At 71.7% G+C, this 21,547-nt stretch carries 17 protein-coding genes; 6 read left to right on the forward strand and 11 right to left on the reverse strand.

Features of this window, described 5'->3' with window-relative positions:
- Window positions 1-40 precede the first annotated feature (40 nt).
- Genes ACFC96_RS33590 through ACFC96_RS33605 form a run of 4 tightly spaced genes read left to right on the forward strand, consistent with a single transcriptional unit; the run spans window position 41 to window position 5,225 of the window.
- Window positions 41-1,498, forward strand: coding sequence for a multicopper oxidase family protein (locus tag ACFC96_RS33590; RefSeq protein ID WP_376615717.1), 1,458 nt, complete (start codon window positions 41-43; stop codon window positions 1,496-1,498).
- A gap of 43 nt (window positions 1,499-1,541) precedes the next feature.
- Window positions 1,542-3,206, forward strand: a complete 1,665-nt coding sequence (locus ACFC96_RS33595; protein WP_376250921.1) for a class I adenylate-forming enzyme family protein — start codon at window positions 1,542-1,544, stop codon at window positions 3,204-3,206.
- Window positions 3,203-4,138, forward strand: a complete 936-nt coding sequence (locus tag ACFC96_RS33600) for a 2-amino-3,7-dideoxy-D-threo-hept-6-ulosonate synthase (RefSeq protein WP_266674982.1) — start codon at window positions 3,203-3,205, stop codon at window positions 4,136-4,138. The genes ACFC96_RS33595 and ACFC96_RS33600 overlap by 4 nt, the downstream gene beginning before the upstream one ends.
- Entirely contained in the window at window positions 4,110-5,225 is a 1,116-nt protein-coding gene (locus ACFC96_RS33605; protein WP_376250919.1) for a 3-dehydroquinate synthase II family protein, read from the forward strand. Before ACFC96_RS33600 ends, ACFC96_RS33605 begins: the two co-directional genes overlap by 29 nt.
- 110 nt (window positions 5,226-5,335) lie before the next feature.
- Here the strand turns inward: ACFC96_RS33605 and ACFC96_RS33610 are convergent, their stop codons facing one another.
- Both ACFC96_RS33610 and ACFC96_RS33615 read right to left on the reverse strand, forming a co-directional pair.
- Window positions 5,336-5,941, reverse strand: coding sequence for a response regulator transcription factor (locus tag ACFC96_RS33610; protein WP_376615719.1), 606 nt, complete (start codon window positions 5,939-5,941; stop codon window positions 5,336-5,338).
- Window positions 5,942-5,945: 4 nt separating this feature from the next.
- Entirely contained in the window at window positions 5,946-6,485 is a 540-nt protein-coding gene (locus ACFC96_RS33615) for a hypothetical protein (protein ID WP_376250917.1), read from the reverse strand.
- A 169-nt stretch (window positions 6,486-6,654) separates the two neighbouring features.
- Between ACFC96_RS33615 and ACFC96_RS33620 the strand changes: the two genes are divergently transcribed.
- Window positions 6,655-7,638: a LuxR C-terminal-related transcriptional regulator gene (locus ACFC96_RS33620; RefSeq protein ID WP_376615721.1), complete on the forward strand. Its 984-nt coding sequence runs from the start codon at window positions 6,655-6,657 to the stop codon at window positions 7,636-7,638.
- Between the two features lie 25 nt (window positions 7,639-7,663).
- Here ACFC96_RS33620 and ACFC96_RS33625 read toward each other — a convergent pair whose 3' ends face one another.
- From ACFC96_RS33625 to ACFC96_RS33665, 9 genes are all read right to left on the reverse strand, one after another.
- A complete protein-coding gene (locus ACFC96_RS33625; protein ID WP_376615723.1) occupies window positions 7,664-7,942 on the reverse strand; it encodes a hypothetical protein in 279 nt (92 codons plus the stop codon).
- 283 nt (window positions 7,943-8,225) lie between these two features.
- Window positions 8,226-8,693 carry a hypothetical protein gene (locus tag ACFC96_RS33630; protein ID WP_376250912.1) on the reverse strand — a complete coding sequence of 156 codons (468 nt, stop codon included), beginning with the start codon at window positions 8,691-8,693 and terminating at the stop codon, window positions 8,226-8,228.
- A 44-nt stretch (window positions 8,694-8,737) separates the two neighbouring features.
- Window positions 8,738-9,163 carry a cupredoxin family copper-binding protein gene (locus ACFC96_RS33635; RefSeq protein WP_376615725.1) on the reverse strand — a complete coding sequence of 142 codons (426 nt, stop codon included), beginning with the start codon at window positions 9,161-9,163 and terminating at the stop codon, window positions 8,738-8,740.
- Entirely contained in the window at window positions 9,133-9,750 is a 618-nt protein-coding gene (locus ACFC96_RS33640) for a gamma-glutamyl-gamma-aminobutyrate hydrolase family protein (RefSeq protein WP_376615727.1), read from the reverse strand. Before ACFC96_RS33640 ends, ACFC96_RS33635 begins: the two co-directional genes overlap by 31 nt.
- Before the next feature lie 82 nt (window positions 9,751-9,832).
- A complete protein-coding gene (locus tag ACFC96_RS33645) occupies window positions 9,833-13,879 on the reverse strand; it encodes a molybdopterin-dependent oxidoreductase (RefSeq protein WP_376615828.1) in 4,047 nt (1,348 codons plus the stop codon).
- A 234-nt stretch (window positions 13,880-14,113) separates the two neighbouring features.
- Complete coding sequence (locus tag ACFC96_RS33650) at window positions 14,114-14,968, reverse strand: ABC transporter ATP-binding protein (protein WP_376250908.1); 855 nt, start codon at window positions 14,966-14,968, stop codon at window positions 14,114-14,116.
- Entirely contained in the window at window positions 14,965-16,761 is a 1,797-nt protein-coding gene (locus ACFC96_RS33655; RefSeq protein ID WP_376250906.1) for a dipeptide/oligopeptide/nickel ABC transporter permease/ATP-binding protein, read from the reverse strand. Before ACFC96_RS33655 ends, ACFC96_RS33650 begins: the two co-directional genes overlap by 4 nt.
- On the reverse strand, window positions 16,758-17,702 hold the full coding sequence (locus ACFC96_RS33660; RefSeq protein WP_376250904.1) for an ABC transporter permease: 945 nt from the start codon (window positions 17,700-17,702) through the stop codon (window positions 16,758-16,760). Before ACFC96_RS33660 ends, ACFC96_RS33655 begins: the two co-directional genes overlap by 4 nt.
- A gap of 322 nt (window positions 17,703-18,024) precedes the next feature.
- A complete protein-coding gene (locus ACFC96_RS33665; protein WP_376615728.1) occupies window positions 18,025-18,783 on the reverse strand; it encodes an SGNH/GDSL hydrolase family protein in 759 nt (252 codons plus the stop codon).
- Window positions 18,784-19,231: 448 nt separating this feature from the next.
- On the opposite strand from ACFC96_RS33665, the gene ACFC96_RS33670 reads away from it, so the two are divergent.
- Window positions 19,232-21,547, forward strand: a complete 2,316-nt coding sequence (locus tag ACFC96_RS33670) for a glycoside hydrolase family 3 C-terminal domain-containing protein (protein ID WP_376615730.1) — start codon at window positions 19,232-19,234, stop codon at window positions 21,545-21,547.

The raw sequence follows: 21,547 nt of genomic DNA on the forward strand, positions 1-21,547 counted from the left end.
GGCACGTCGGCCGAGCGACCTCAGTTAAGGAATCCCCGCCGTGCTTACACGTCGTCATGCAATACGCCTCGGGCTCACCACCGGTGCCGTCGGCGCAGTGGGCGCCGCGGGAGGGCTCTTCCAGACACTGACGTCGGGCGGTTCCGCGAACGCGGCAACGGCGGCCGGCGCCCCGGCCGTCACGCCGTTCGCGGTCCCGCTGCCCGTGCCCAAGGTCCTCGCCCCGTACCGGAGAACGAGCACCGCCGACTACTACGCGGTCACGATGAGCCGCACCAGCCACCGGATCCTGCCCGGCACCCGCACGGACGTGCTGACCTACAACGGCACGTTCCCCGGCCCCACCATCCGCGCCCGCAAGGGCCGCACCGCGGTGGTCCGACAGATCAACGCCCTGGACATGCCGACCTCCGTCCACCTGCACGGCGGCAGCAACCCCGTGGAGCACGACGGCGGCATGATGGACACGATCGCGCCGGGCCGCTCCAGGACGTACGTCTACGCCAACGACCAGGTCGGGGCCACGCTGTGGACCCACGACCACGCCCACCACATGGAGTCCGAGCACGTCTACCGGGGCCTTTCCGGTCTCTATCTGCTCGGCGACAAGGCGGAGGACGCGCTCGGCCTGCCGTCCGGCCGCTACGAGGTGCCGCTGATCCTGCGCGACGCCCAGTTCGACGCTGCGGGCCAGATGGTCTACACGATGGACGACGCGGAGAACCGGACGACCATCCTGGTCAACGGCGCACCATGGCCGTACATGAAGGTCGAGGCGCGCAAGTACCGCTTCCGGATGCTCAATTCATGCAACCTGCGCATCTTCATCCTCTGCCTGAACGACGGCAGCCAGGTCACCCAGATCGGCTCGGACGGCGGCCTGCTCCCGGCGCCCGCCCCCACCCCGGTCCTCGTCCTCTCCCCCGGCGAACGCGCCGACTTCGTCGTCGACTTCTCCAAGTACGCGCCCGGCACCCGGCTCACGCTCCAGAACATGCTGGGCCCGGGACCGACCGAACTCGTCGGCCAGATCATGCGGTTCGACGTCGGTGAGAAGACGCCCGACACCAGCCGCGTGCCCGACGTCCTCACCATCCTGCCGGCCCTGCCGAAGCCGACCGTCGAGCGCAGCTTCGAGCTGCGGATGGACGAGCCCGGCACCGGCGACAAGGCCTACATCAACGGAAAGACATTCGATGCCGGCCGCATCGACACGGACGTCAAATGGGGAGACACCGAGGTCTGGACGGTCACGAACACCAGCACCACGATTCCGCACAACTTCCATACACACCTGGTGCAGTTCCGCATTCTCGAACGCGACGGGCAGCCGGTCTATCCGGCGGAGGCCGGCCTCAAGGACACCGTGCTGCTCTTTCCGGGGCAGACGGCCAGACTCCAGCTCACCTTCGACACGCACAAGGGCGTCTATCCCTATCACTGCCACATGATCGACCACAGCGCCATGGGAATGATGGCGCAAATGAAGATCTCTTGAACTGCCCGTTCCGCACGTCGAATTGCTGAAGAAAGGGGGGAACATGACCGCACGCTCGAGCCCGTACGTCCGCCGCATTCTCGACGCGCTCGAACGGGATCCGTCCCGCGCGGTCCTGCACCGGCCGGACGGCACCGTCGCCGCCGGTGAGCTGAGCGACTCCGTCCACGGCACCGCGGCCCTGCTGTACGGCCACGGGGTCGGCCGGGGCGACACCGTGGCCGTCCTGACCGGGCCGAACCATCCGCTGATGCTCAGCGCCCGGTACGCCGTACACCTCCTGGGGGCCACCTCCGTCTACGTACGGTCGATGAACCCGAGGACCGACACGGAGACGTTCTCGCTCGGCACGCAGACCCGACTCCTGCGCGACCTGCGCGCGTTGCTCCTGCTGGTGGACGAGGAGAGTGCCGAGCGGGGGCGCTGGCTGTCCCACCGTCTGCCGGGGCTCACCGTGCTGCCGATCCCGCGCGGGGCTCCCGCCCGGGCCCTCGACCCGGACCGGCTGCCGCCGCCGCGGCCCGACGCGCTCGCCGTCGTCGACTTCACCAGCGGCAGCACGGGCCGGCCCAAGATGGTCGCCCAGCGGTTCGGCACCCGTGAGGAGCTCGTCGACCGCCTCGCCCATGGCCTCGATCCCCGGGGACCCGCGACGCTCCTGTCCGTCACACCCATCAGTCACACGACGGCGCCGATGGCCGACGCCGTCCTGTCGGGCGGCGGAACGGTGGTGCTCCACGACGGCTTCGACCCAGACGAGGTACTGCGCGCCTTCGCCCGACAGCGCGTCACCGACGTGTACCTGGCGGTACCCCACCTGTACCGGCTGCTCGACCATCCGGGCGTCGACACGACCGATCTGTCCTCGCTGCGCCGCATCACCTACAGCGGCACCCCGGCGGCCCCGGGCCGCGTGGAGCGGGCCGTCCGCCTCTTCGGGGACGTCCTCATCCAGGTGTACGGCACCACGGAGGCGGGCGGCATCAGCAGCCTCAACCCGCTCGACCACCGGGAGCCCGAACTGCTCGGCTCGGTCGGCCGGCCCTTCCCCTGGGTGCGCCTGGAGATCAGGGCGCCCGGCGGCGGACCACAGGTCGAGCGGGGCGTCACGGGCGAGCTGTGGGTCAACTCGCCCACGGTGACGGCCGGTTACCTGGACGACGACGAGCTCACCGGCGCCACCCTCAGGGACGGCTGGCTGCGCACCGGTGACCTCGGGCACTGGGACCGCTACGGCTATCTGCGGCTCGACGGACGCGTCGGCGACGTGATCAAGCACGGCGGTCTGAAGCTGGACCCCACGGCGATCGAGGACGCGCTCCTCCAGCATCCGCAGGTGCGCCAGGCCACGGTCTTCGGCGTGCGGGACGACGACTACGTGGAGCAGGTGCACGCCGCCGTCGAACTGCACTCGGGCGCCGCCCGCACCTCGTGCGACCTGCGTGGATACGTGGCCGCGACGCTGACCCCGGAGCACACCCCGGTCCGGATCTCCGTCTGGCCGCAGCTGCCGCTGACCCCGTCGGGCAAGCCGGACCGCGCCTATCTGCGCCGGGTGTCGTCCACGCCCGAGCGCTCGGGGACGGCGCCTGCGCCCGCCACCAGCTCCCCGCGCGGAGCCACCGCGCGGGACGGCCCCGTCCGCGTACGCGGCACGGGTGCCCCGCCCGATCACGCCATCCCGCGAACCAGAAAGGGCGTCTCATGACCGCATACGGCCACTTCGCCCGGTCGCTGCGGCTGCGGCGGCTCTACCGCCACAGCACGGCCGGCCTGATGATCACCCCTCTCGACCATTCGATCAGTGACGGTCCCGTGGTGTCCAAGGGCATGTCACTCGACCATCTCGCGGGCCGCCTCGCGGCCGGCGGTTCGGACGCCGTCGTCGTGCACAAGGGCAGTGTGCGGCACATCAGTCCGGAGCGGTTCGCCGCGATGTCGCTGATCATCCACCTCAACGCGAGCACCAGCCAGGCGCTCGACCCCAACGCCAAGTACGTCGTCGCCGGCGTCGAGGAGGCCCTGCGCCTGGGCGCCGACGCCGTCAGCGTCCACGTCAACCTCGGCTCCGACGACGAGCGGCAGCAGATCGGCGACCTCGGCCGGATCGCCGACGCCTGCGACCGCTGGAACCTGCCGCTGCTCGCCATGGTGTACCCGCGCGGCCCGCGGATCACCGACCCACGGGACCCGGAGCTCGTCGCGCACGCCGTGACGATCGCCGCCGACCTGGGCGCCGACCTGGTCAAGACCGTCTTCCTCGGCTCCACCGCGGAGATGCTCGACCTGACGGCGGCGTGTCCGGTGCCGGTACTCGTCGCGGGCGGCCCCGCCCTCGCCGACGAGGAGGACGTCCTCGCGTACGTGCGGGACGCCCTGGCCGGCGGCGCGGGCGGCGTGGCGATGGGCCGCAACATCTTCCAGGCCGCCGACCCCAGGCGGCTCGCCGCCAAGGTCGCCCGGCTCGTCCACCACTTCCCCGAACAGCACTTCGGGCCGGGCCCCTTCACCGCGTCCGCCGACACGGACAGCGACGCCCGGCTCACCCCGGACCACCTCGACGCACCGACCACCGCCCCGCTCTCCCACGATCTGACAGGAGGTCCGCATCATGACGGACGCAAAACTGTGCTGGCTTGACATCCGCGACGCCGGCACCGCCACCGCCGCCATCCTCGAAGAGGCCGTCCACCAGCGGATCGACGGCGTCGTCGCCGCCGACCCGGCCGCCTTCACCGGCCTGCCCCCGACCGTCCGCAAGATCCTCCTGTTCGAGGACGGGGCGGCCTCGGTCCCCGCCGACCTCGGTGAGGCCGACCTGGTGATCGTGCCCGGCGGCCAGGACGAGCGGGCCCCGCTCGTGGAGGCGCACCCCGACGTCGAGTTCGGCCGCTACGTCGAGATCGTCGACGCCGACACGCTGGAGGACGCCTGCCTGGCGGCGCGCCTGGAGGCGTGGAGCGTCCTCGACTTCCGCGACCCGACGAAGATCCCGCTGGAGATCGTCATCGCGGCGGCCACCGGCGCCCCGGGCTCCATCGTCACGACCGCGGCCAACAACGAGGAGGCCGAGATCGTCTACGGCGTGCTCGAACTGGGCTCGGACGGCGTCCTGATGCGCGGCCGCACCGTGGGCGACGCCACCGCCCTGCGCACGGCGGCGACCTCGCGCGGCGGGGAGATCCCGCTGGTGGAGCTGACGGTCACCGGCGCCACGCACATCGGGATGGGCGAGCGTGCCTGCGTCGACACGACGACCCACTTCCGCAAGGACGAGGGGATCCTCGTCGGCTCGCACTCCAAGGGCATGGTGCTGTGCGTCAGCGAGACCCACCCGCTGCCGTACATGCCGACGCGCCCCTTCCGGGTCAACGCCGGCGCGCTCCACTCGTACACCGTGGCGCAGCACGGGCGCACCCACTACCTGAGCGAACTGCACGCCGGCAGCTCGGTCCTCGCGGTCGACGTGAAGGGCCGCACGCGTCCCGTCAGCGTCGGCCGGGTGAAGATCGAGACACGTCCGCTGATCTCCATCGACGCGGTCGCGCCCAACGGCCAGACGGTCAACCTGATCCTCCAGGACGACTGGCACGTCCGTGTCCTCGGCCCCGGCGCCTCGGTCCTCAACAGCACCGAACTCAAGCCGGGCGACACGATCCTGGGCCATCTGCCCACGGCCGACCGCCATGTCGGCTACCCGATCAACGAGTTCTGCCTGGAGAAGTAGCAGCGCCCGTACGCGCGTGAGCAGCGCCCGTACGCCGCGCACCAGGACGCCCCGCCCCGGCACACCCCGTGCCGGGGCCGGCGCGCGTGTGGCCCCGGGCCGCCCCGCTCTCACAGCCATCCGTGCTCGCTCGCGATGCGCGCCGCGTCGAACCGGTTGCGGCCGCCGAGCTTCTTGATGGCCGCCGAGGTGAGGTTCCGTACGGTCCCCGCGGCGAGATACAGCTCGCCGGCGATCTCCTTCACCGTGGCGCCGCCTGCGGTGAGGCGCAGCACGTCCATCTCTCGTACGCTGAGCGCCGATTCACCGGCCGTGGGCGGCCGCAGCAGCGCCGGGTCGACGGTGAGACAGCCGCCCGCGACGCCCATGAGAGTGGTGATCAGCTGCGGCAGGCGCGCGTTCTTGGGGACGATGCCGAGCGCGCCCGCGGCGACGGCCCGGTCGACCACCGCGGGGGTGGCCGCGCCGACCATGAGGGCGACGCCGCACTTGGGATGCCGCGCCCGCACATCGGTCGCGGCCCGCAGCGCCTTGCCGCCCATGGTGGGCTCCCCGAGGAGCAGCACGGTCGGCCGGTGCCGTTCGACGGCGGGCAGCACGGCCTCGTAGGTCGTGGCGAGCCCCACGACGTCCAGGCCGTCGGTGCCGTTGAGCGTCTCGGCGAACGCTTCGAGGACCAGCTGGTGATCACCTGCTACGACCACGCGTACGGACATCTCTCTACCCCCGTATCGATGTGCTGGACTCAGGATCGGACGCGTTCTCGGAACCGGGACCGGACGTGCCGAGCAGTCGGTCGACCACCGACCTGGCCAGTTCCTCGGCCCGGGCCTCCTGGTCGATCTCGATGTGCACGGCGTGGACGGGCAGGCCCGCCACGACGGCGGCCGACACCGCGCGGAACGTGTCCGCGAGGCCGTACGGAGCGGCCTCGGCGGGGACGATCACGACCGCGGCCGTGAGCGGACCGATGTCGGCGGCTATCTGCGCCGGCAGCGCGAGAACCGCCTCCGTGTCCTCGGCGTCCACCTGGTACGGCAGCGCCACGAGACCGATGTCGGCCAGTTCCTTGCACAGGAAGGCGGCGTTGGTGGCCGCGTCGTCCCCGCGTCCCCGATGGCCCGCGCCGACGACGGCGACGGCGGCCCCGGCGGCACACAGCCGCGCGGTGACGACCCGTCCGGTGCCGGTGGTGGCGTCGACGACGAGGACGACGCAGCCGTCGAGCGGCGGGGGTGCGTAGGACGCTGCGTGGGACACGAGGACTCCCTGTTCGCGGAATACGATGAGCAGGTAACGTGCGGAATCTGTGGACGACTTGAAACGTGCGCGTCGCCGGGAATGCGGCGCGCCTTGATGAAGTGGAGTTCAGGCGCCTTCGCCTGGCGCTGAATAAACGTTCAACCGTGGTTCAAGGGGGAAACACCACGTGGACGAAGTCTCGTCACTGGATCAGCAGACGCTCGGCGTCTACCGCGCGATTCTGTTCCACAAGGAACACGATCCGAAGCGCCTCGCCTCTTTACTCGACTGCACGACGGAGGCGGTGGAGGCGGCCCTGGACAGGCTGTCCGAACTCTCCCTCCTCGCGCCTTCGAAGGACTCACCCGGCCGGCTGCGGGCGGTGAACCCGTCGCTCGGCCTGAAGGTCCTCCTCCAGCGGGAGCAGAACGAACTGGCCTGGCGGCAGCAGCGCATCGAGCAGAACCGCGCCGCGCTGGCCGCGCTCGCCGCCGAGTACACGGCGTCCGGCTGGTCGAACACCCTCGACGGCACGGAACATCTCGACAACGTCGACGACATCCGTATCCGTCTGGAGGCGCTCGCCGAGTCCTGCGTGCGCGAGTCCCTCGCGTTCCATCCTGTCAACGCGCTGACCCAGGAGTCGATCGAGGCCGGCCGGCCCCTCAACGAGCGGGCGCTCGCGCGGGGGGTGCGCTTCCGGTCGATCTACCTCGACAGCGTCGCCAACGACCGTGTCACCAAGGCGCACGCGCAGTGGATGGCGGAGCGGCACAGCGAGATCCGGACCTCGCCCACGCTGCCGATGCGGCTGCTCATCGTCGACAACACCGCCGCGATCGTGGCCGGTCTGCCGGGTCAGGCCCAGCCGTCCGCGCTGCTGTTCAGCAGCCAGCCGGTGGTCCTCGCGATGCGGGCCCTGTTCGAGGCGTACTGGGAGCACTCCTGCCCCCTCGACCGGCCCGGCGACGCCCTGCCCGGTGGGCTGACACCGCAGGAGCGCAAGCTCCTCCAGCTCCTCGCGACGGGTCTCACCGACGAGGCCGTGGCCCGTGCGCTCGGTATCGGGGTGCGCACCGAGCGCCGCATCATGGCGGAGCTGATGGAGCGCCTCGGCGCGTCGAGCCGCTTCGAGGCCGGCGTGCAGGCCACGCGCAGGGAATGGATCTGACGGGGCGTCGTCGTCCGCATCGCGCTCACCGCTGAGGGGTGACGGGCCAGACGAAGTCGTCGGGCGCGACGGGTATGCCGGGAAGGTTGGGCAGGTCCTTCGGCTGGCTCGGCCACACGAAGTCGAAGGGCCGGGCCGGCGGGGTCGGCCACACGAAGTCGTCGGCGGAGGAGGGGGCCGCCGTCGGGGCGCCGCCTCCCTGCCCGGTGTCCCCGGAGGAAAGGGCCTGCGCGGGCACGGCCCACAGGATCCCGCCGAGTACGGCGGCGGCGAGGACGGTACAGCGGGTGGTGGCACGGGACATGAGAGGTCTCCATTCGCGAGTACGGTGCGGCGTACGTTCGATGCGTTGACCTGCGCCGGTCCGGTCCGTCTCGGCCGTTCCGACTGCGTGCCTAGAGATAATCACCGCGCCACCCCCACTGTCCGCATCCGGCCACGCCAGGAAGCTGCATGGCAGGGAGTTGCCTGAGGGGCCGGGTCTTCGGGTGGGGCCTGTCGGCCCACGGCCCCGGCGTCCGGTCCGGCCGCCGGAAGGACTTCAGTCTCCCACCGTCGTTTTCTGCACGCACCGGAACAGATGTCACTCACTGTCCGGAGGCCGACCCCCAGGCCAGGAGCCGTTCGCGGCCCCGGTCGACCAGGAGCGCGGTCATCGCCACGACGGTCAGGACCTGCGAGATCACCACGATGTCCTTCTGCGCGTACCAGAGGGGTTCGTACATGTCGGGCAGCGGTCCGAACGCGCCGACGTCGACGTAGCGGTAGACGAGCAGGGCGGCGAGTCCGCCGGCCGCGGTGAACCAGGCGAAGACGTCGCCGAGGGACCGGCGCCAGAAGAGGACGAGCGCGGCGGCGAGCGCGGCGAGCGCGCTCTCGATCCTGAAGAGGGAGCCCTGGCCGATCGCGGCGCTGACGGGGTCGTAGCGGGACGCGAGGTCCGCGTGCACGTACGCGTTGACGGCGAGTCCGGCGGCGGCGAGGACGCGGGCCGCCGCGCGCCACGGCCGGCGCGCGGAGCGGGGCGACCGGGGGTCGGTCGGTTCGTGGGACATGGCGGGGGCCTCCCGGTGACGAGGGCGTGCGGGGTGCGCCGACGTCAGCGGACCGTGAGGGTGCCCTTCATGTTCGGGTGGATGGTGCAGATGTAGGAGTACGAACCCGGCTTGGCCGGCGCGGTGATGGTGACCGACTTCCCCTGCGCGAGGTCGCCGGTGCCGAAGGACTTGTCGTCGGCGGTCAGCGTGTGCGTGGCCGAGTCCTCGTTCGTGACGGTGATCTTCGTGCCGGGGCTGACCTCGAACGCGGCCGGGTGGAAGGCGAAGTCCTTGATGGTGACCTTCACTTCGCCCTTGGCGCTCTCGGAGGACGAGGGGGACGCCGAGGCCGGGGCGGAGATGCTCGCGCCGGCGGACGGGGTGCCGCTGGAGGAGGACCCGCCGCCCCGGTCGGAACATCCGGTGAGGGCGGTGACCAGACACAGGGCGGCGGCGATCAGGGACGCGTGCGGTCGGCGGTGACGCATGGACATCGTGTCTCCCAGTGGCGTGCGGGGCACGCCGGTGTCCGGCAGGAACCCGGCCCGTGCGCGGATCCGTCCGTCGGACGGTGAGCACGGGCACCGCTAAGAGATGTCGGCAGGAGGCGGCCGTCGCAGGAGTGACAGCGCCTGAACGGCCTACAACGGCCCGCATACGGTCGTCCGAGGTCGAGGAGGGGATCCCGGTCGGCCGCCGGACCCGTGCGCACCTCGGTCCGGTTCACCTGCGAGCCGGAACCCGTACGGGCCGCGCCACCCGCCGCGACGGCGAGGAGCCGGGCCCCCGGACACACCCCGAGCACGGGCACCTCGGCGCCCAACGCCGCGCGCAGCAGGTCCAGTTCGGCACGACGCGCAGGGAACCCGGCATCGCCGTGAGCGGCCATGGGCCCGCCCGTCACCACCAGTGCCTCGACGCCGGCCAGGCTCTCCGCCAGCGGATCCCCCGCCCACACCCGGCACACCCGCAGCCGCAGCACGGCCGTCACCAGCGCCTCACCGGTCGCGTGGGGCCCCTCGGCCCGCACATGCTGCACCACGGGTACGCCCACAGCCTCGCCCCGATCCGCCATGCAGCCCGGAACAGCCTGATCACACCCTACGTGCGAGGCAATAAGGCCATTGAGCCGCACAAGCGGATCAACTCCAGCTCCGTCAGTAGACGTCGCGGACGTAGCGCTTGTCGGCGGCGAGCTGCTTGACGTACTGGGCGGCCGCGTCGGGGTCGAGGCCGCCATGGGCGACGGCGATGTCGCGCAGTGCGCCGTCGACGTCCTTGGCCATGCGGGCGGCATCGCCGCAGACGTAGAAGTGCGCGCCCTGCCGGAGCCAGGACCACAGCTGGGCGCCGTGTTCGCGCATGCGGTCCTGGACGTAGATCTTGGCACGCTGGTCGCGGGAGAAGGCCGTGTCGAGCCGGGTCAGGGTGCCGTCCGCGAGGAAGGCGGACAGCTCGTCCTCGTAGTAGAAGTCGGTGGCGCGGTGCTGTTCGCCGAAGAAGAGCCAGTTCGGGCCGCCGTGTCCGCGGGCCCGGCGCTCGTCGAGGAATCCGATGAACGGGGCGACGCCGGTGCCGGGGCCGACCATGACCATCGCGGCCGCGGGGTCCTCCGGGGGCCGGAAGTCCGGTGAGCGCTGGACGAAGACGGGCACCGGGGCATCGGGGGCGGCATCTGCGAGGAAGGCCGAGCAGACGCCCTTGCGGGGGCGTCCGCGGACGTTCTCGTAGCGGACGACGGAGACCGTCAGCGACACCTGACGGGGGTCGAGCAGAGGGCTCGACGATATGGAGTACAGGCGGGGTTGCAGCCGCTTGAGGACGCCGGCCCAGTCCTGGGCGTCGGCGCGGACCGCGTACTCGGCGACGACATCGACCGCCTGGCGGCCCCAGGACCACTGGGCGAGCTCGCCCTTGTTGTCGGGGCGCAGCAGCTTCCTCAGGTCGCGGTCACCGGTGCGCTCGGTGAGGAAGGCGAGCAGGGCGGGAGTGAGCCGGGTGATGTCGAGGTGCCGGTGCAGGGCCTCGCCGAGGGGGACGTCGCCCACGCCCGGGACCTGCACGGCGGCGCCGGGGGCGAGGCCGGTGACGGCCAGCCATTCGGCCACCAGATCCGGGCAGTTGACGGGATGCACGCCGAGCGCGTCACCGGCTTCGTAGACGAGCGGCGCCTCGCTGTCGCGGCTGTCGAAGGTGAACCGCCGGACCTCCTTCCCGGCACCGGGAAGGCTCAGGAGCCGATTGCCGGCCAGTCGGGCGACGGCGGGTGCGGGCTTGGCGCTGCGGAGCGGCCTCACGGCCGGGGCGGGCGCCGGTGCGGGCGCCGGTGCCACGTCCCGGGCCGGTGTCGGAGCGGTGCTCAGGTGGGTGAAGACCTGGTCGAGCCAGGCGTGGGCGGAGGGCTCGTAGTCCGGTTCGCAGTCGGTGCGCGGCGCGAGGCGCACGGCTCCCAGTTCGTCCAGGCGCTGGTCGAGGCGGCGCCCGTGACCGCAGAAGTCGTCGTACGAGGAGTCCCCGAAGGCGAGTACGGCATAGCGCCTGCCCTCCAGCCGCGAGCTGTCGGGGGCGGTGAGGGCCTCCCAGAATCCGGCGCCGTTGTCGGGTGCGTCCCCGTCGCCGAAGGTGCTGGTGATCAGCAGGAGATCAGCGGTGGCCGGGAGGGTTCCGGGGTCGGTGGCGTCCATGCCCATCAGGGCCGTGCGGTGCCCGGCCGCGGTGAGCCGGTCGGCGGTGATCGCCGCGAACTCCTCGGCGTTCCCGGTCTGTGAGGCCCACAGCACGACCACCTCACGACCTCCGCTGCCGGTCGGCGCCACGGGCTCCGTGTCCGGCTGCTGCGGGGCGCGCGAGTACAGGCCGGCGAGTACGCCGTTCACCCAGCGGGCGTGCTCCTCGGTGAAGGGCGCGCCGGGCGGCAGGACGGGAACCCCCGAAGCGCCCGACTCCAGCCCCGCCAGGAAGCCCACCAGGTACTGGCGTTCGTGCTCGGCCAGCACGGGCGGCGGGGCGCCCGTCAGCCCGAACACGGCCGCGGCGCCGGGCTCAGGGGTGGCCGCGGCGACGAGCTCCGGCCCGGGCTCCGCGGCGGGGACCGGGGACGGCCGGGGAGCGACCGCGACCGGCGTGACGACCTTGGCCAGCGTCACCGCGCACACCTTGAACTCGGGCTGGAACGAGATCGGGTCGACGGCGTCGCTGGTCACCGCGTTGACGCTCAGATACTCACCGAAGAGGTCGTTCCAGTGGAACGGCGCGAAGCAGCACCCCGGCCGCACCCGGTCCGCCACCACGGCGGGCAGCACGGCCCGGCCTCGCCGGGAGGCGACTTCCACGCAGTCGCCCTCGCCGATGCCCAGGCGGTCGGCGTCCTCGGGGTGCAGCTCGACGAAGGGCGCCGGGTCGAGCTTGTTGAGTCTGGCGACCTTGCCGGTCTTGGTGAGGGTGTGCCACTGGTGCTGGAGGCGACCGGTGTTGAGGACGAACGGGTAGTCGTCGTCGGGCATTTCCGCCGCGGGGATGTGCGGGCGGGCGAAGAACACGGCCCGGCCGCTCGCCGTCGGGAACACCGGACCGGCGCCGTCCTCGCTCACGTACCGGATCGGGTTGCGGTCCGGACCCTCGGTGTCCGGGGCGGGCCACTGGACGGGCGTGGCGCGCAGCCGCTCGTACGTCACGCCCCGCAGGTCGTACCCGGTCCTCGGGTTCCAGGCGCGCTTGATCTCCTCGAACACCTCCTCGGCGGTGTCGTACGAGAACGCCTTCTCGTATCCCATCTCGCAGGCGACGCGCGCGATGAGGCGCCAGTCGGCCATGGCCTCGCCGGGCGGGTCGACGGCCGGGCGGGCGAGGGTGAGGTTGCGTTCGCTGTTGACCAGTACGCCTTCGGTCTCGCTCCACAGTGCGCCGGGCAGGACGACATCGGCGTAGGCGTTGGTCTCCGTGTCGGTGAACACGTCCTGTGTGACGACGAGTTCGGCGGCTTCGAGCCCCTCGATCACGGTTCTGCGGTTGGCCACCGAGGCGACGGGGTTGGTGCAGATGATCCAGCAGGCCTTGATCTCCCCCTCGGCCATCCGCCGGAACATGTCGACGGTCCCCTGACCGGAGCCGTCCGCGCGCACGGCGCCCGGTTCCAGTCCCCACAGGTCCTCGGCGAAGGCACGGTCCTCGTCCACCAGGACCGATCGCTGACCGGGCAGGCCGGGGCCCATGTAGCCCATCTCGCGTCCGCCCATGGCGTTGGGCTGGCCGGTGAGCGAGAACGGTCCGCTGCCGGGGCGGCATATCGCCCCGGTGGCCAGGTGCAGATTGATCAGGGCGTTGGTGTTCCACGTGCCGTGCGTGGACTGGTTGAGTCCCATGGTCCAGCAGCTCGTCCACTCCCCCGCCGCACCGATCCACTGCGCGGCCTTGCGGATGTCCTCCTCCGGGATGCCGGTGATCTCGCAGACCGCGGCGGGCGCGTAGTCGGCGAGGAACTCCGGCATCGCCTCCCAGCCCTCGGTACGGTCCGCGATGAAGTCGGCGTCCAGGTCCCCGTTCTCCTGGAGCAGGTGCAACAGGCCGTTGAGCAGGGCGAGATCGGTTCCGGGCCGGATCTGCAGGAACAGATCCGCCTTGTCGGCGGTGGCGCTGCGCCGCGGGTCCACGACGATCAGCTTCGCGCCCGCCTTGACGCGCTCCATCAGCCGCAGGAAGAGGACCGGGTGGCAGTCGGCCATGTTGGACCCGATGACGAAGAAGACATCGGCGCGCTCGAAGTCCTGGTACGAGCCGGGCGGCCCGTCGGCGCCGAGGGACAACTTGTAGCCGCTGCCCGCGCTGGCCATGCACAGCCGGGAGTTGGACTCGATCCGGTTGGTGCGCACGAAACCCTTGGCGAGTTTGTTGGCGAGGTACTGCGCCTCCAGGCTCATCTGCCCCGAGACGTAGAAGGCGACCGCGTCCGGGCCGTGTTCGTCGAGGATCGCCCGCAGCCGCCGCGCCGTGGACGTGATCGCCTCGTCCACGGCGACGGGCACCGGCGCGTCCCCGCGCTCCGCCCGCACCAGCGCGGAGGTCAGCCGCCCGGGGGCGGCCAGCATGTCGGCCGTGGTCGCGCCCTTGGTGCACAGCCGCCCGAAGTTGGCGGGATGGGCCTTGTCACCCGACGCCTTGAGAACCTTCCGGCGCCCGTCGGCCCCGGTGGCGACGTCGAGCACCATCCCGCAGCCCACTCCGCAGTACGAGCACACGGTCCGCACCTGCTCGGCGCGGCCCCGCGGATCCTGAGTGGCCACCGTGTGCCCTCTTTCGTACGGTCGGACGGGACCAGCCGACCGTACGAAATGCCCGTTACCCCGACGTCAACCCAAGTGATCACGAGCGGTTACGCCCGCCACACACTCGCCGGCCCGCGGCTGTGAGGAGCGGGGCGCCCGGCACGCTGCCGTCCCTGTTCAGGAAGCCTGCCCGGGCTGTTCCGGGTGCAGGCGCAGCTGCCTTCGCCGACGCTGCTCGGCCACGTGCGCCACGGGCGCCGACAGGAGCAGGGTTCGGGTGTAGGGGTGGTCGGGGGTGCGTGTGATGTGGTCGGCTTCGCCCGTCTCCACGATCTCGCCGCGGTGGATCACGGCGACCCGGTGGCTCATGCAGCGGACCACCGACAGGTCGTGGGAGACGAAGAGGTACGACACCCCGGTCTCCTGCTGGATCTCCAGGAGGAGGTCGAGCACGGTCCGTTGCGTGGTGAGGTCGAGCGCGGACACCGGTTCGTCGCAGACGACGAGGCGCGGGCGGAGCGCGAGGGCACGGGCGATGGCGACGCGCTGGCGCTGGCCGCCGGAGAACTCGCGCGGCAGGCGTCGCGCCGCGTCGGACGGCAGGTGGACCCGGTCGAGCAGGCCACCGACCCGGCCGCGCGCCTCGCGGGCGTCGACCCCTTGCGCGAGGAGCGGTTCGGCGAGGGTGTCGCCGATGGTGAGGGACGGGTTCAGCGACGTGTACGGGTCCTGGAAGATGACCTGGAGGTCACGGCTGAGGGCGCGGCGGCGTGCCGCGGTCGCCGTGTCGATGCGTTCGCCGTCGAGGGTGACGGTGCCCGAGGCGAGGGGCACCAGACCGAGGACGGCGCGGCCGATGGTCGTCTTGCCCGAGCCCGACTCGCCGACCAGGCCGAGGGTTTCACCGGGCCGGATGTCGAGGTCCACCCCCTTGAGCACCTCGGTGCGGGGCGCGCGCCACCCCTTGCCGGGGAACGACACCCGCACGTCCTCGACGGTCAGCAGGGCTTCGGACGCCGATGCGCTGGTCATACGGTGGTGCTCCTTGCCTCGCGGGGCTGCCAGGGCTCCCGTGCGGGGACGGTGTCGAGAACGGCGTCGAGCAGGGTGCGGGTGTAGTCGTCCTGCGGGTCGTGGAGCACCTGCTCGGTGGTGCCGGTCTCCACGATGCGGCCCTTGTTCATGACGGCGACCCGGTCGCAGAGGTCCGCGACGACGCCGAGGTTGTGGGTGACGAGCAGGACGCCCAGGTTCCGCTCCTGCTGGAGGCGGCGCAGCAGGTCGAGCACCTCGGCCTGGACGCGGACGTCGAGGGCGGTGGTGGGTTCGTCGGCGATGAGCAGCGCGGGGTCGCAGGACATGGCGCCGGCGATGAGCACGCGTTGGGCCATGCCGCCGGATATCTCGTGCGGGTAGCGGCGCACGACCTGCTCGGGGTGCGGGATCTCCACCGTGCGGAGCAGGTCGACGGCGCGCTCGGCGGCCTCTTTGCGGGACAGGCCGAGGACGTGGCGCATCGGTTCGACGAGCTGGCTGCCGATGGTGAAGGCCGGGTCGAGGTTGCTCATCGGTTCCTGCGGGATGTACGCGACGGTCGCGCCGCGCAGGGCGCGGTGGTCCCGCTCGGACATCCCCACGACTTCCCGGCCGGTGACGAGGACGCTGCCGCGGGAGACCCGGCCGCCCTCGGGGAAGATGCCGAGTACGGAGAACGCGGTCTGCGTCTTGCCGGATCCGGACTCCCCGACCAGGCCGACGATCTCGCCGGGCCGCACATCGAGGTCGACCTCGTGCACAACCTCCTCGTCGCCTCCCTCGGGTCCGGGGTAGGAGACGGCGAGCGAGCGGATCGACAGAAGCCCGGCCCGCTCCTCGCCGAAGTCCGCGGGGGCCACGGAATCGGCTGTACGAGCGGGAGTTCGCGTACGACGGGACGCTTGTCCCGCGCGGTTCTCCAAGGAGTCCCTCAGGGCCGTGGCGATCAGGACGAGCGCGGCGTTGGTCAGGCCGAGGGCGAGTCCGGGCCACAGCAGCAGGATCGGCCGGCGCTGGATGTTCTGGAACGCCTCGTTGAGCATGGCGCCCCAGGTGGCGGAGTCGCCGCTGCCGACACCGAGGAATTCGAGGCCGGCCTGGAGGGCGATGGCGAGGCCGGACACGAGGGCGATCTGGATGATGACGGGGCCGCGGACGACGGTCAGGACGTGCCGGGCCACGATGCGGGTGTCGGAGAGACCGAAGACCCGTGCGGCGTCGACGTACAGCTCGCCGCGGACGTTCGCGACGATGCCCCGCACCAGGCGGAAGAAGCTGGGGGAGGACAGGAATCCGAGGACGACCATGAGGACCCGGACGTCGGGGCCGAGGATGGCGCGGGAGGCGAGGAGCACGACCATGGCGGGCAGTGCCATCACGAGGTTCACGAGCCAGTTGGCGACGGAGTCGAAGCGGCCTCCGTGGTAACCGGCGTACAGACCGGCGGGGACACCGAGCATGAGCGCGATGCCGAGGGCGATGACGGCGCCGCCGAGAGTGTTGCGCCCGCCGTACAGGATCCGCGAGAGGATGTCGCGTCCCGCCGAGTCCATGCCCAGCGGGTGGCCGGAGCTCGGACCGGCGAACGCGTCGGCGAGCGAGGCGGTCCCGGGGGCCTGGGGTGCGAGGAGCGGGGCGAGCAGCATCGCCGCGACCAGGAGCAGAAGGACAGCCAGGGCGACGGCGCCCAGCGGATTGCGGACGAGCTGCCGGAGGATGCCGCGGGAACGGTCGGCGTCCGCCGGTGTCTTCGCGATCGGTGCCGGATCGGCAGGGAGGTTCTCGCTCATGCGATCCTCGCCTTCGGGTTGAGCCAGCCGATCATGATGTCGACCAGGAGATTGATCAGGACGACGCCGATGACGGTGAGCATGACGAGCGCCATGATCACGGGGATGTCGCCGCGGGTGGTGTAGGTGACGGTCATGCTGCCGAGGCCGGGCAGGCCGAAGATCTGCTCGACGAGGACGGCGCCGCCGAGCAGGCCGACGAACTGCATGCCGAGGACGGACAGGGCGGGCGCGGAGGCGTTGCGCAGGACGTGCTTGAGCACGACGCGGGACGGGGGCAGTCCGCGGGCCCGCAGCGTGCGGACGTAGTCCTGGCGCAGGACGTCGATGACGGCGCCGCGCACCTGCTGGCAGACGCCCGCCACGGAGGCGACCGACAGCGAGATCACCGGCAGCGTGACGGTGGAGAGCCAGCCGCCCGGCGACTCGGTGAACGGGGTGTATCCGATGGCGGGGAACCAGTTCAGCCGGACCGCGAAGACCAGTACGAGGATCAGCGTCACCAGGAATCCGGGCAGCGCGTAGCCGAGGACGCCGAGGATCTGGACGCCGCGGTCGACGGCGCCGCCGCGGCGCACCCCGGCCCACGCGCCGAGCAGGAACGAGACGAGGGCGGTCACGAGCGTGACGCCGAGCATGAGACTCACGGTGACGGGCAGCCGGTTCGCGATGGCCCGGGAGACGTCCTCGCTGGAGAACCAGGACGTGCCGAGGTCCCCGCGCACGGCGTGGGAGAGCCAGTCCGTGTACTGCGCGAGGACCGGCCGGTCGAGTCCCAGCTGGGCGTTCTTGGCGTCGACGACGTGCTGCGACGCGCCCTCGCCGAGGAGTTGGCGTCCCACGTCCATGTCCGGGATCGACAGAAGCACGTAGGAGAGGAACGAGATGACGAGCAGGAGCACCGCTCCCGCGGCGATCCTGCGGGTGATGAAGGTCAGCATGTGTCTCGGTATTCGTGACCGCGGCCGAATCGGCCGGCGTGAACCGCGCCGGAAGTGGGGGCCCCGCACTGGGGCGGGGCCACGCGCGGCGCGTGGGACGTCCCGCGCCGCGTCGGCGGACGAGACCGTGAGGGGGACCCTACCTGCGGTTTTCACCGCCGAGCAGGTGTGCCGGGAGGAATTCAACCACCTGGTGAGTGAGTGAGGGACGGCCTGCGGACTCGGTGGCTGCTCGGGCCCGACGCGGTGCCGAGGGAAGCGCCGGCCCGCGGCCTCCTCGGCCGGTACGGCCTTCTCGTGACCGGCTCCGCCGAGGACCGGGTCACGGGCTGATCCTCGCGAGCACCTCGGCGGCCATGCTGCGGTGTCCCGCGGCGTTGGGGTGGAAGCCGGCGGCCTCCGGTGTCTCCTTCGGCTCGATCCAGCGCACCCCTTCGGCCTTGCAGGCGTCGTGCCCCACCGACGGGGTGTAGGTGTCGACGTAGGTCGCGCCGTGGGCGGAGGCCTGCTGGGAGAGCATGGAGTCGAGTTCCTTCTCCTTGTCGCGGAACCAGGCGAAGTCGCCCGCCGCGAAGGGAATGGCGTCCCGACACGCGGAACCGTCGTCGGGCATGATCACCGGATAGCCGACCAGGAGCACCTGCGCCTGGGGTGAGCGGGCGTGGATCTCCTGGAGGATCGCGTCGATCTTGGGAGCGGTGGCATCGATGCGCGAGCGGATCTCGTCGGTGCCGAGCAGGGTGTAACTCGTCTTGCAGGGGGACCCGTTCGGGTCGAGATACGCGACCAGGACACAGCGGGTACCGACCTCCTGGAGGCCCAGGTCGTTGCCGCCGATCCCCAGGGTGACCAGAGTCGTGTCCGGGCGCAGCGCGTCCAGCTGGGGAGGTGTCGAGTCCTGCGGCCCGGCCATGTCGCTCGTGTCGGCGCCGGCGCAGGTCACGTCGGTGACGCCGGCGGCGTGCAGGGACCCGGCGACCAGCGAGGGGTAATTGCTGCTGGAGCGGCCGCAGTTCGCGTCGACCTCGTCGGGAATGCCGAGCCCGGAGCTGTACGAGTCCCCCAGTGCCACGTAACGCACCGGGGCGGCTTCCTGCCTGGCGTGCGCAGGAGGCTGTTTCTCGCTCGGGCGGGCCGCCGCGGGCTGGACGAGGGACAGGCCCACCAGCCCGGCTGTGCCCAGGAAGACGGCGGCGCGGAGCAGAGGGCGCCGGCGAGCGCCTTCTGTGGACGAGTGCTCAGGGGAGGAACGGTGCGAACGGTGCAGCTGCACTGCTGTACCTCTTCTCATCTGCGGCATGGGCGCACGGGGCCTCACTCGGACGAGGACGGCCTAGCCCGAAAACCGTACGATGATCGGTTTCTAGTCGTCAAGACGTCTGCGCACGACAACTTGGGCACCCCCGCCCGACGCACCGCACCACTCGCCGGGACGCCCCACGCGGACCTTGACAGCAAAAACCGATCACCTTACGTTTTTGATCGGCTGAGTATCCAGCCGAGTCGACACATCTCACCGGGCAGGCCGCATGACCCACCAGCACCACTCCCCCGCACCCGCAGCGGGCGGCGAACTGTCGCTCGCCCAGAAGGCATCGCTGACCAGCGGCGCGGGTGACTTCGTCACTCAGGCGGCGGGGGACGTCCCGGCCGTGTCGATGTCCGACGGGCCGCACGGACTGCGGCTGCCCGAGGAGCGGGGCGACGGCGGCCAGGTCGACCTGCACAGCGCGGCGCCCGCCACCTGCTTCCCTCCCGCCGTCGCGCTCGGCAGCAGCTGGGATCCGCAGCTCGCGGGCCGGGTCGCCGCCGCCATCGCCGCCGAGGCACGGGCGCACGGCGTCCACGTCGTGCTCGGTCCCGGCATCAACATCAAGCGGTCACCGCTGTGCGGACGCAACTTCGAGTACTTCTCCGAAGACCCGCTCGTCACCGCCGAGTTGGGCGGCGCGATGGTGCGCGGGCTGCAGGAGGCGGGTGTGGGCGCCGCGCTGAAGCACTACGCGGCGAACAACCAGGAGACCGACCGCATGCGCGTCAGCGCCGACATCGACGAGCGGCCGCTCCGTGAGATCTACCTCCGCGCCTTCGAGCGCATCGTCCGCCGCGACCGCCCCTGGTCGGTGATGTCGGCCTACAACGCGGTCAACGGCGTACCCCTGAGCGAGAACCACCGCCTCCTGACCGACATCCTGCGCACCGAGTGGGGCTTCGACGGTGTCGTGATGTCCGACTGGGGAGCGGTGCGCGACCGGGTACCCGCGCTGCGCGCCGGGCTCGACCTGCAGATGCCGGGCACGGGCGGACGGACCGACGCCGAGGTCGTCGCGGCCGTCGAGAGCGGCGAGCTGGACGCCGGGACGCTCGAAGGGGCGGTCGCCAGGCTCGCGCTCTTCGCCCGTCGCGCCACCGCGGCCGACGGCTCCGGGACCGGCGAGGTGTCGTACGAGGCGCACCACGAGCTGGCCCGCACCGCCGCACAGCGGTGCGTCGTCCTGCTCAAGAACGACGGCGAACTGCTGCCCCTGGCCCCGGACTCCGGGACCGTCGCCGTGATCGGCGAGCTGGCCCGCACCCCGCGCTTCCAGGGCGCCGGCAGTTCACAGGTCACCCCGACCCGGCTGGACGTACCGCTGGACTGCCTGCGCGAGGCGGCGGACGGTGCCGACGTCACGTTCGCCGCCGGCTACGCCCTGCCGGGCGTGGACGCGGACGGAGCGGACGGTCTCGTCGACGAGGCCGAGCGGCTGGCCGCGGGCAGCGACACCGTGCTGCTCTTCCTCGGACTGCCCGCGCAGGACGAGTCGGAGGGCTTCGACCGCGACCACATCGACCTGCCCGAAGCGCAGGTGCGGCTCCTGGAGCGCGTCGTCGCCGTCAACCCGCGGGTCGTCGTGGTCCTGTCCAACGGCGGTGTGGTCCGCACCGCTCCCTGGCACGAGCGGGTGCCGGCGCTCGTCGAGGGCTGGCTCCTCGGCCAGGGCGGCGGCGCGGCGCTCGCCGGCGTCCTGTTCGGCTCGGTCAACCCGTCGGGCCGGCTCGCCGAGACGATCCCGCTGCGCCTGGAGGACTCCCCCTCGCATCTGTCCTTCCCGGGCGAGGAGGGCCATGTCCGCTACGGGGAAGGCGTGTTCGTCGGCTACCGCGGCTACGACGAGCGCCGCACCGAGGTCGCCTTCCCGTTCGGGCACGGACTGTCCTACACGACGTTCACGTACTCCGACCTGACCGTGCTGCCGGGGGCCGACGGTACGCGTCTGGATCTGCGCGTACGGGTGACCAACACCGGGCGGCGGGCCGGGCGCGAGGTCGTACAGATCTACAGCCGGGGACCGGCGGGCAGCCGAGTGGCGCGCCCGGAGCGCGAGTTGCGCGGGTTCGCGTCCGTGGAGCTGGCGCCGGGCGAGGAGGTGGAGGTGTGCGTGAGCGTGGACCGGGCCGACCTCGCCCACTACAGCGAGCGCGAGGCGAAGTGGTGTGTCGAGGGCGGTGTCCACCACTTCGAGGCGGCGGCCTCGTCCCGGGACATCAGGCTCACCGTTGCGGTGACGCTCGACGGAGGCCCGTCGCGCATTCTGCTGACGGGGCGCCACACCCTGGCGGAGTGGCTCGAACACCCTGTCGGCGGGCCGCTTCTCGCCGAGGCGTTCGCCCGCGGCCGCACGGACGAGAGCGCGGGCGCCATGGCCGATCCGGTGATGCGGCGCTTTCTGGCGGGAGTTCCGCTCGATGTCATCGCCGACTTCCCGCAGAGCAGTGTCGGCCCCGAGGACGTGATCACGCTGTCGGCCGAGGTGGCGGCACAGACGGCCGGAGGGGAACCCCCGACCGGCGACGACGAGTGA

Origin of the sequence: Streptomyces sp. NPDC055955, assembly GCF_042270245.1 — a bacterium.
GTDB lineage: Bacteria > Actinomycetota > Actinomycetes > Streptomycetales > Streptomycetaceae > Streptomyces.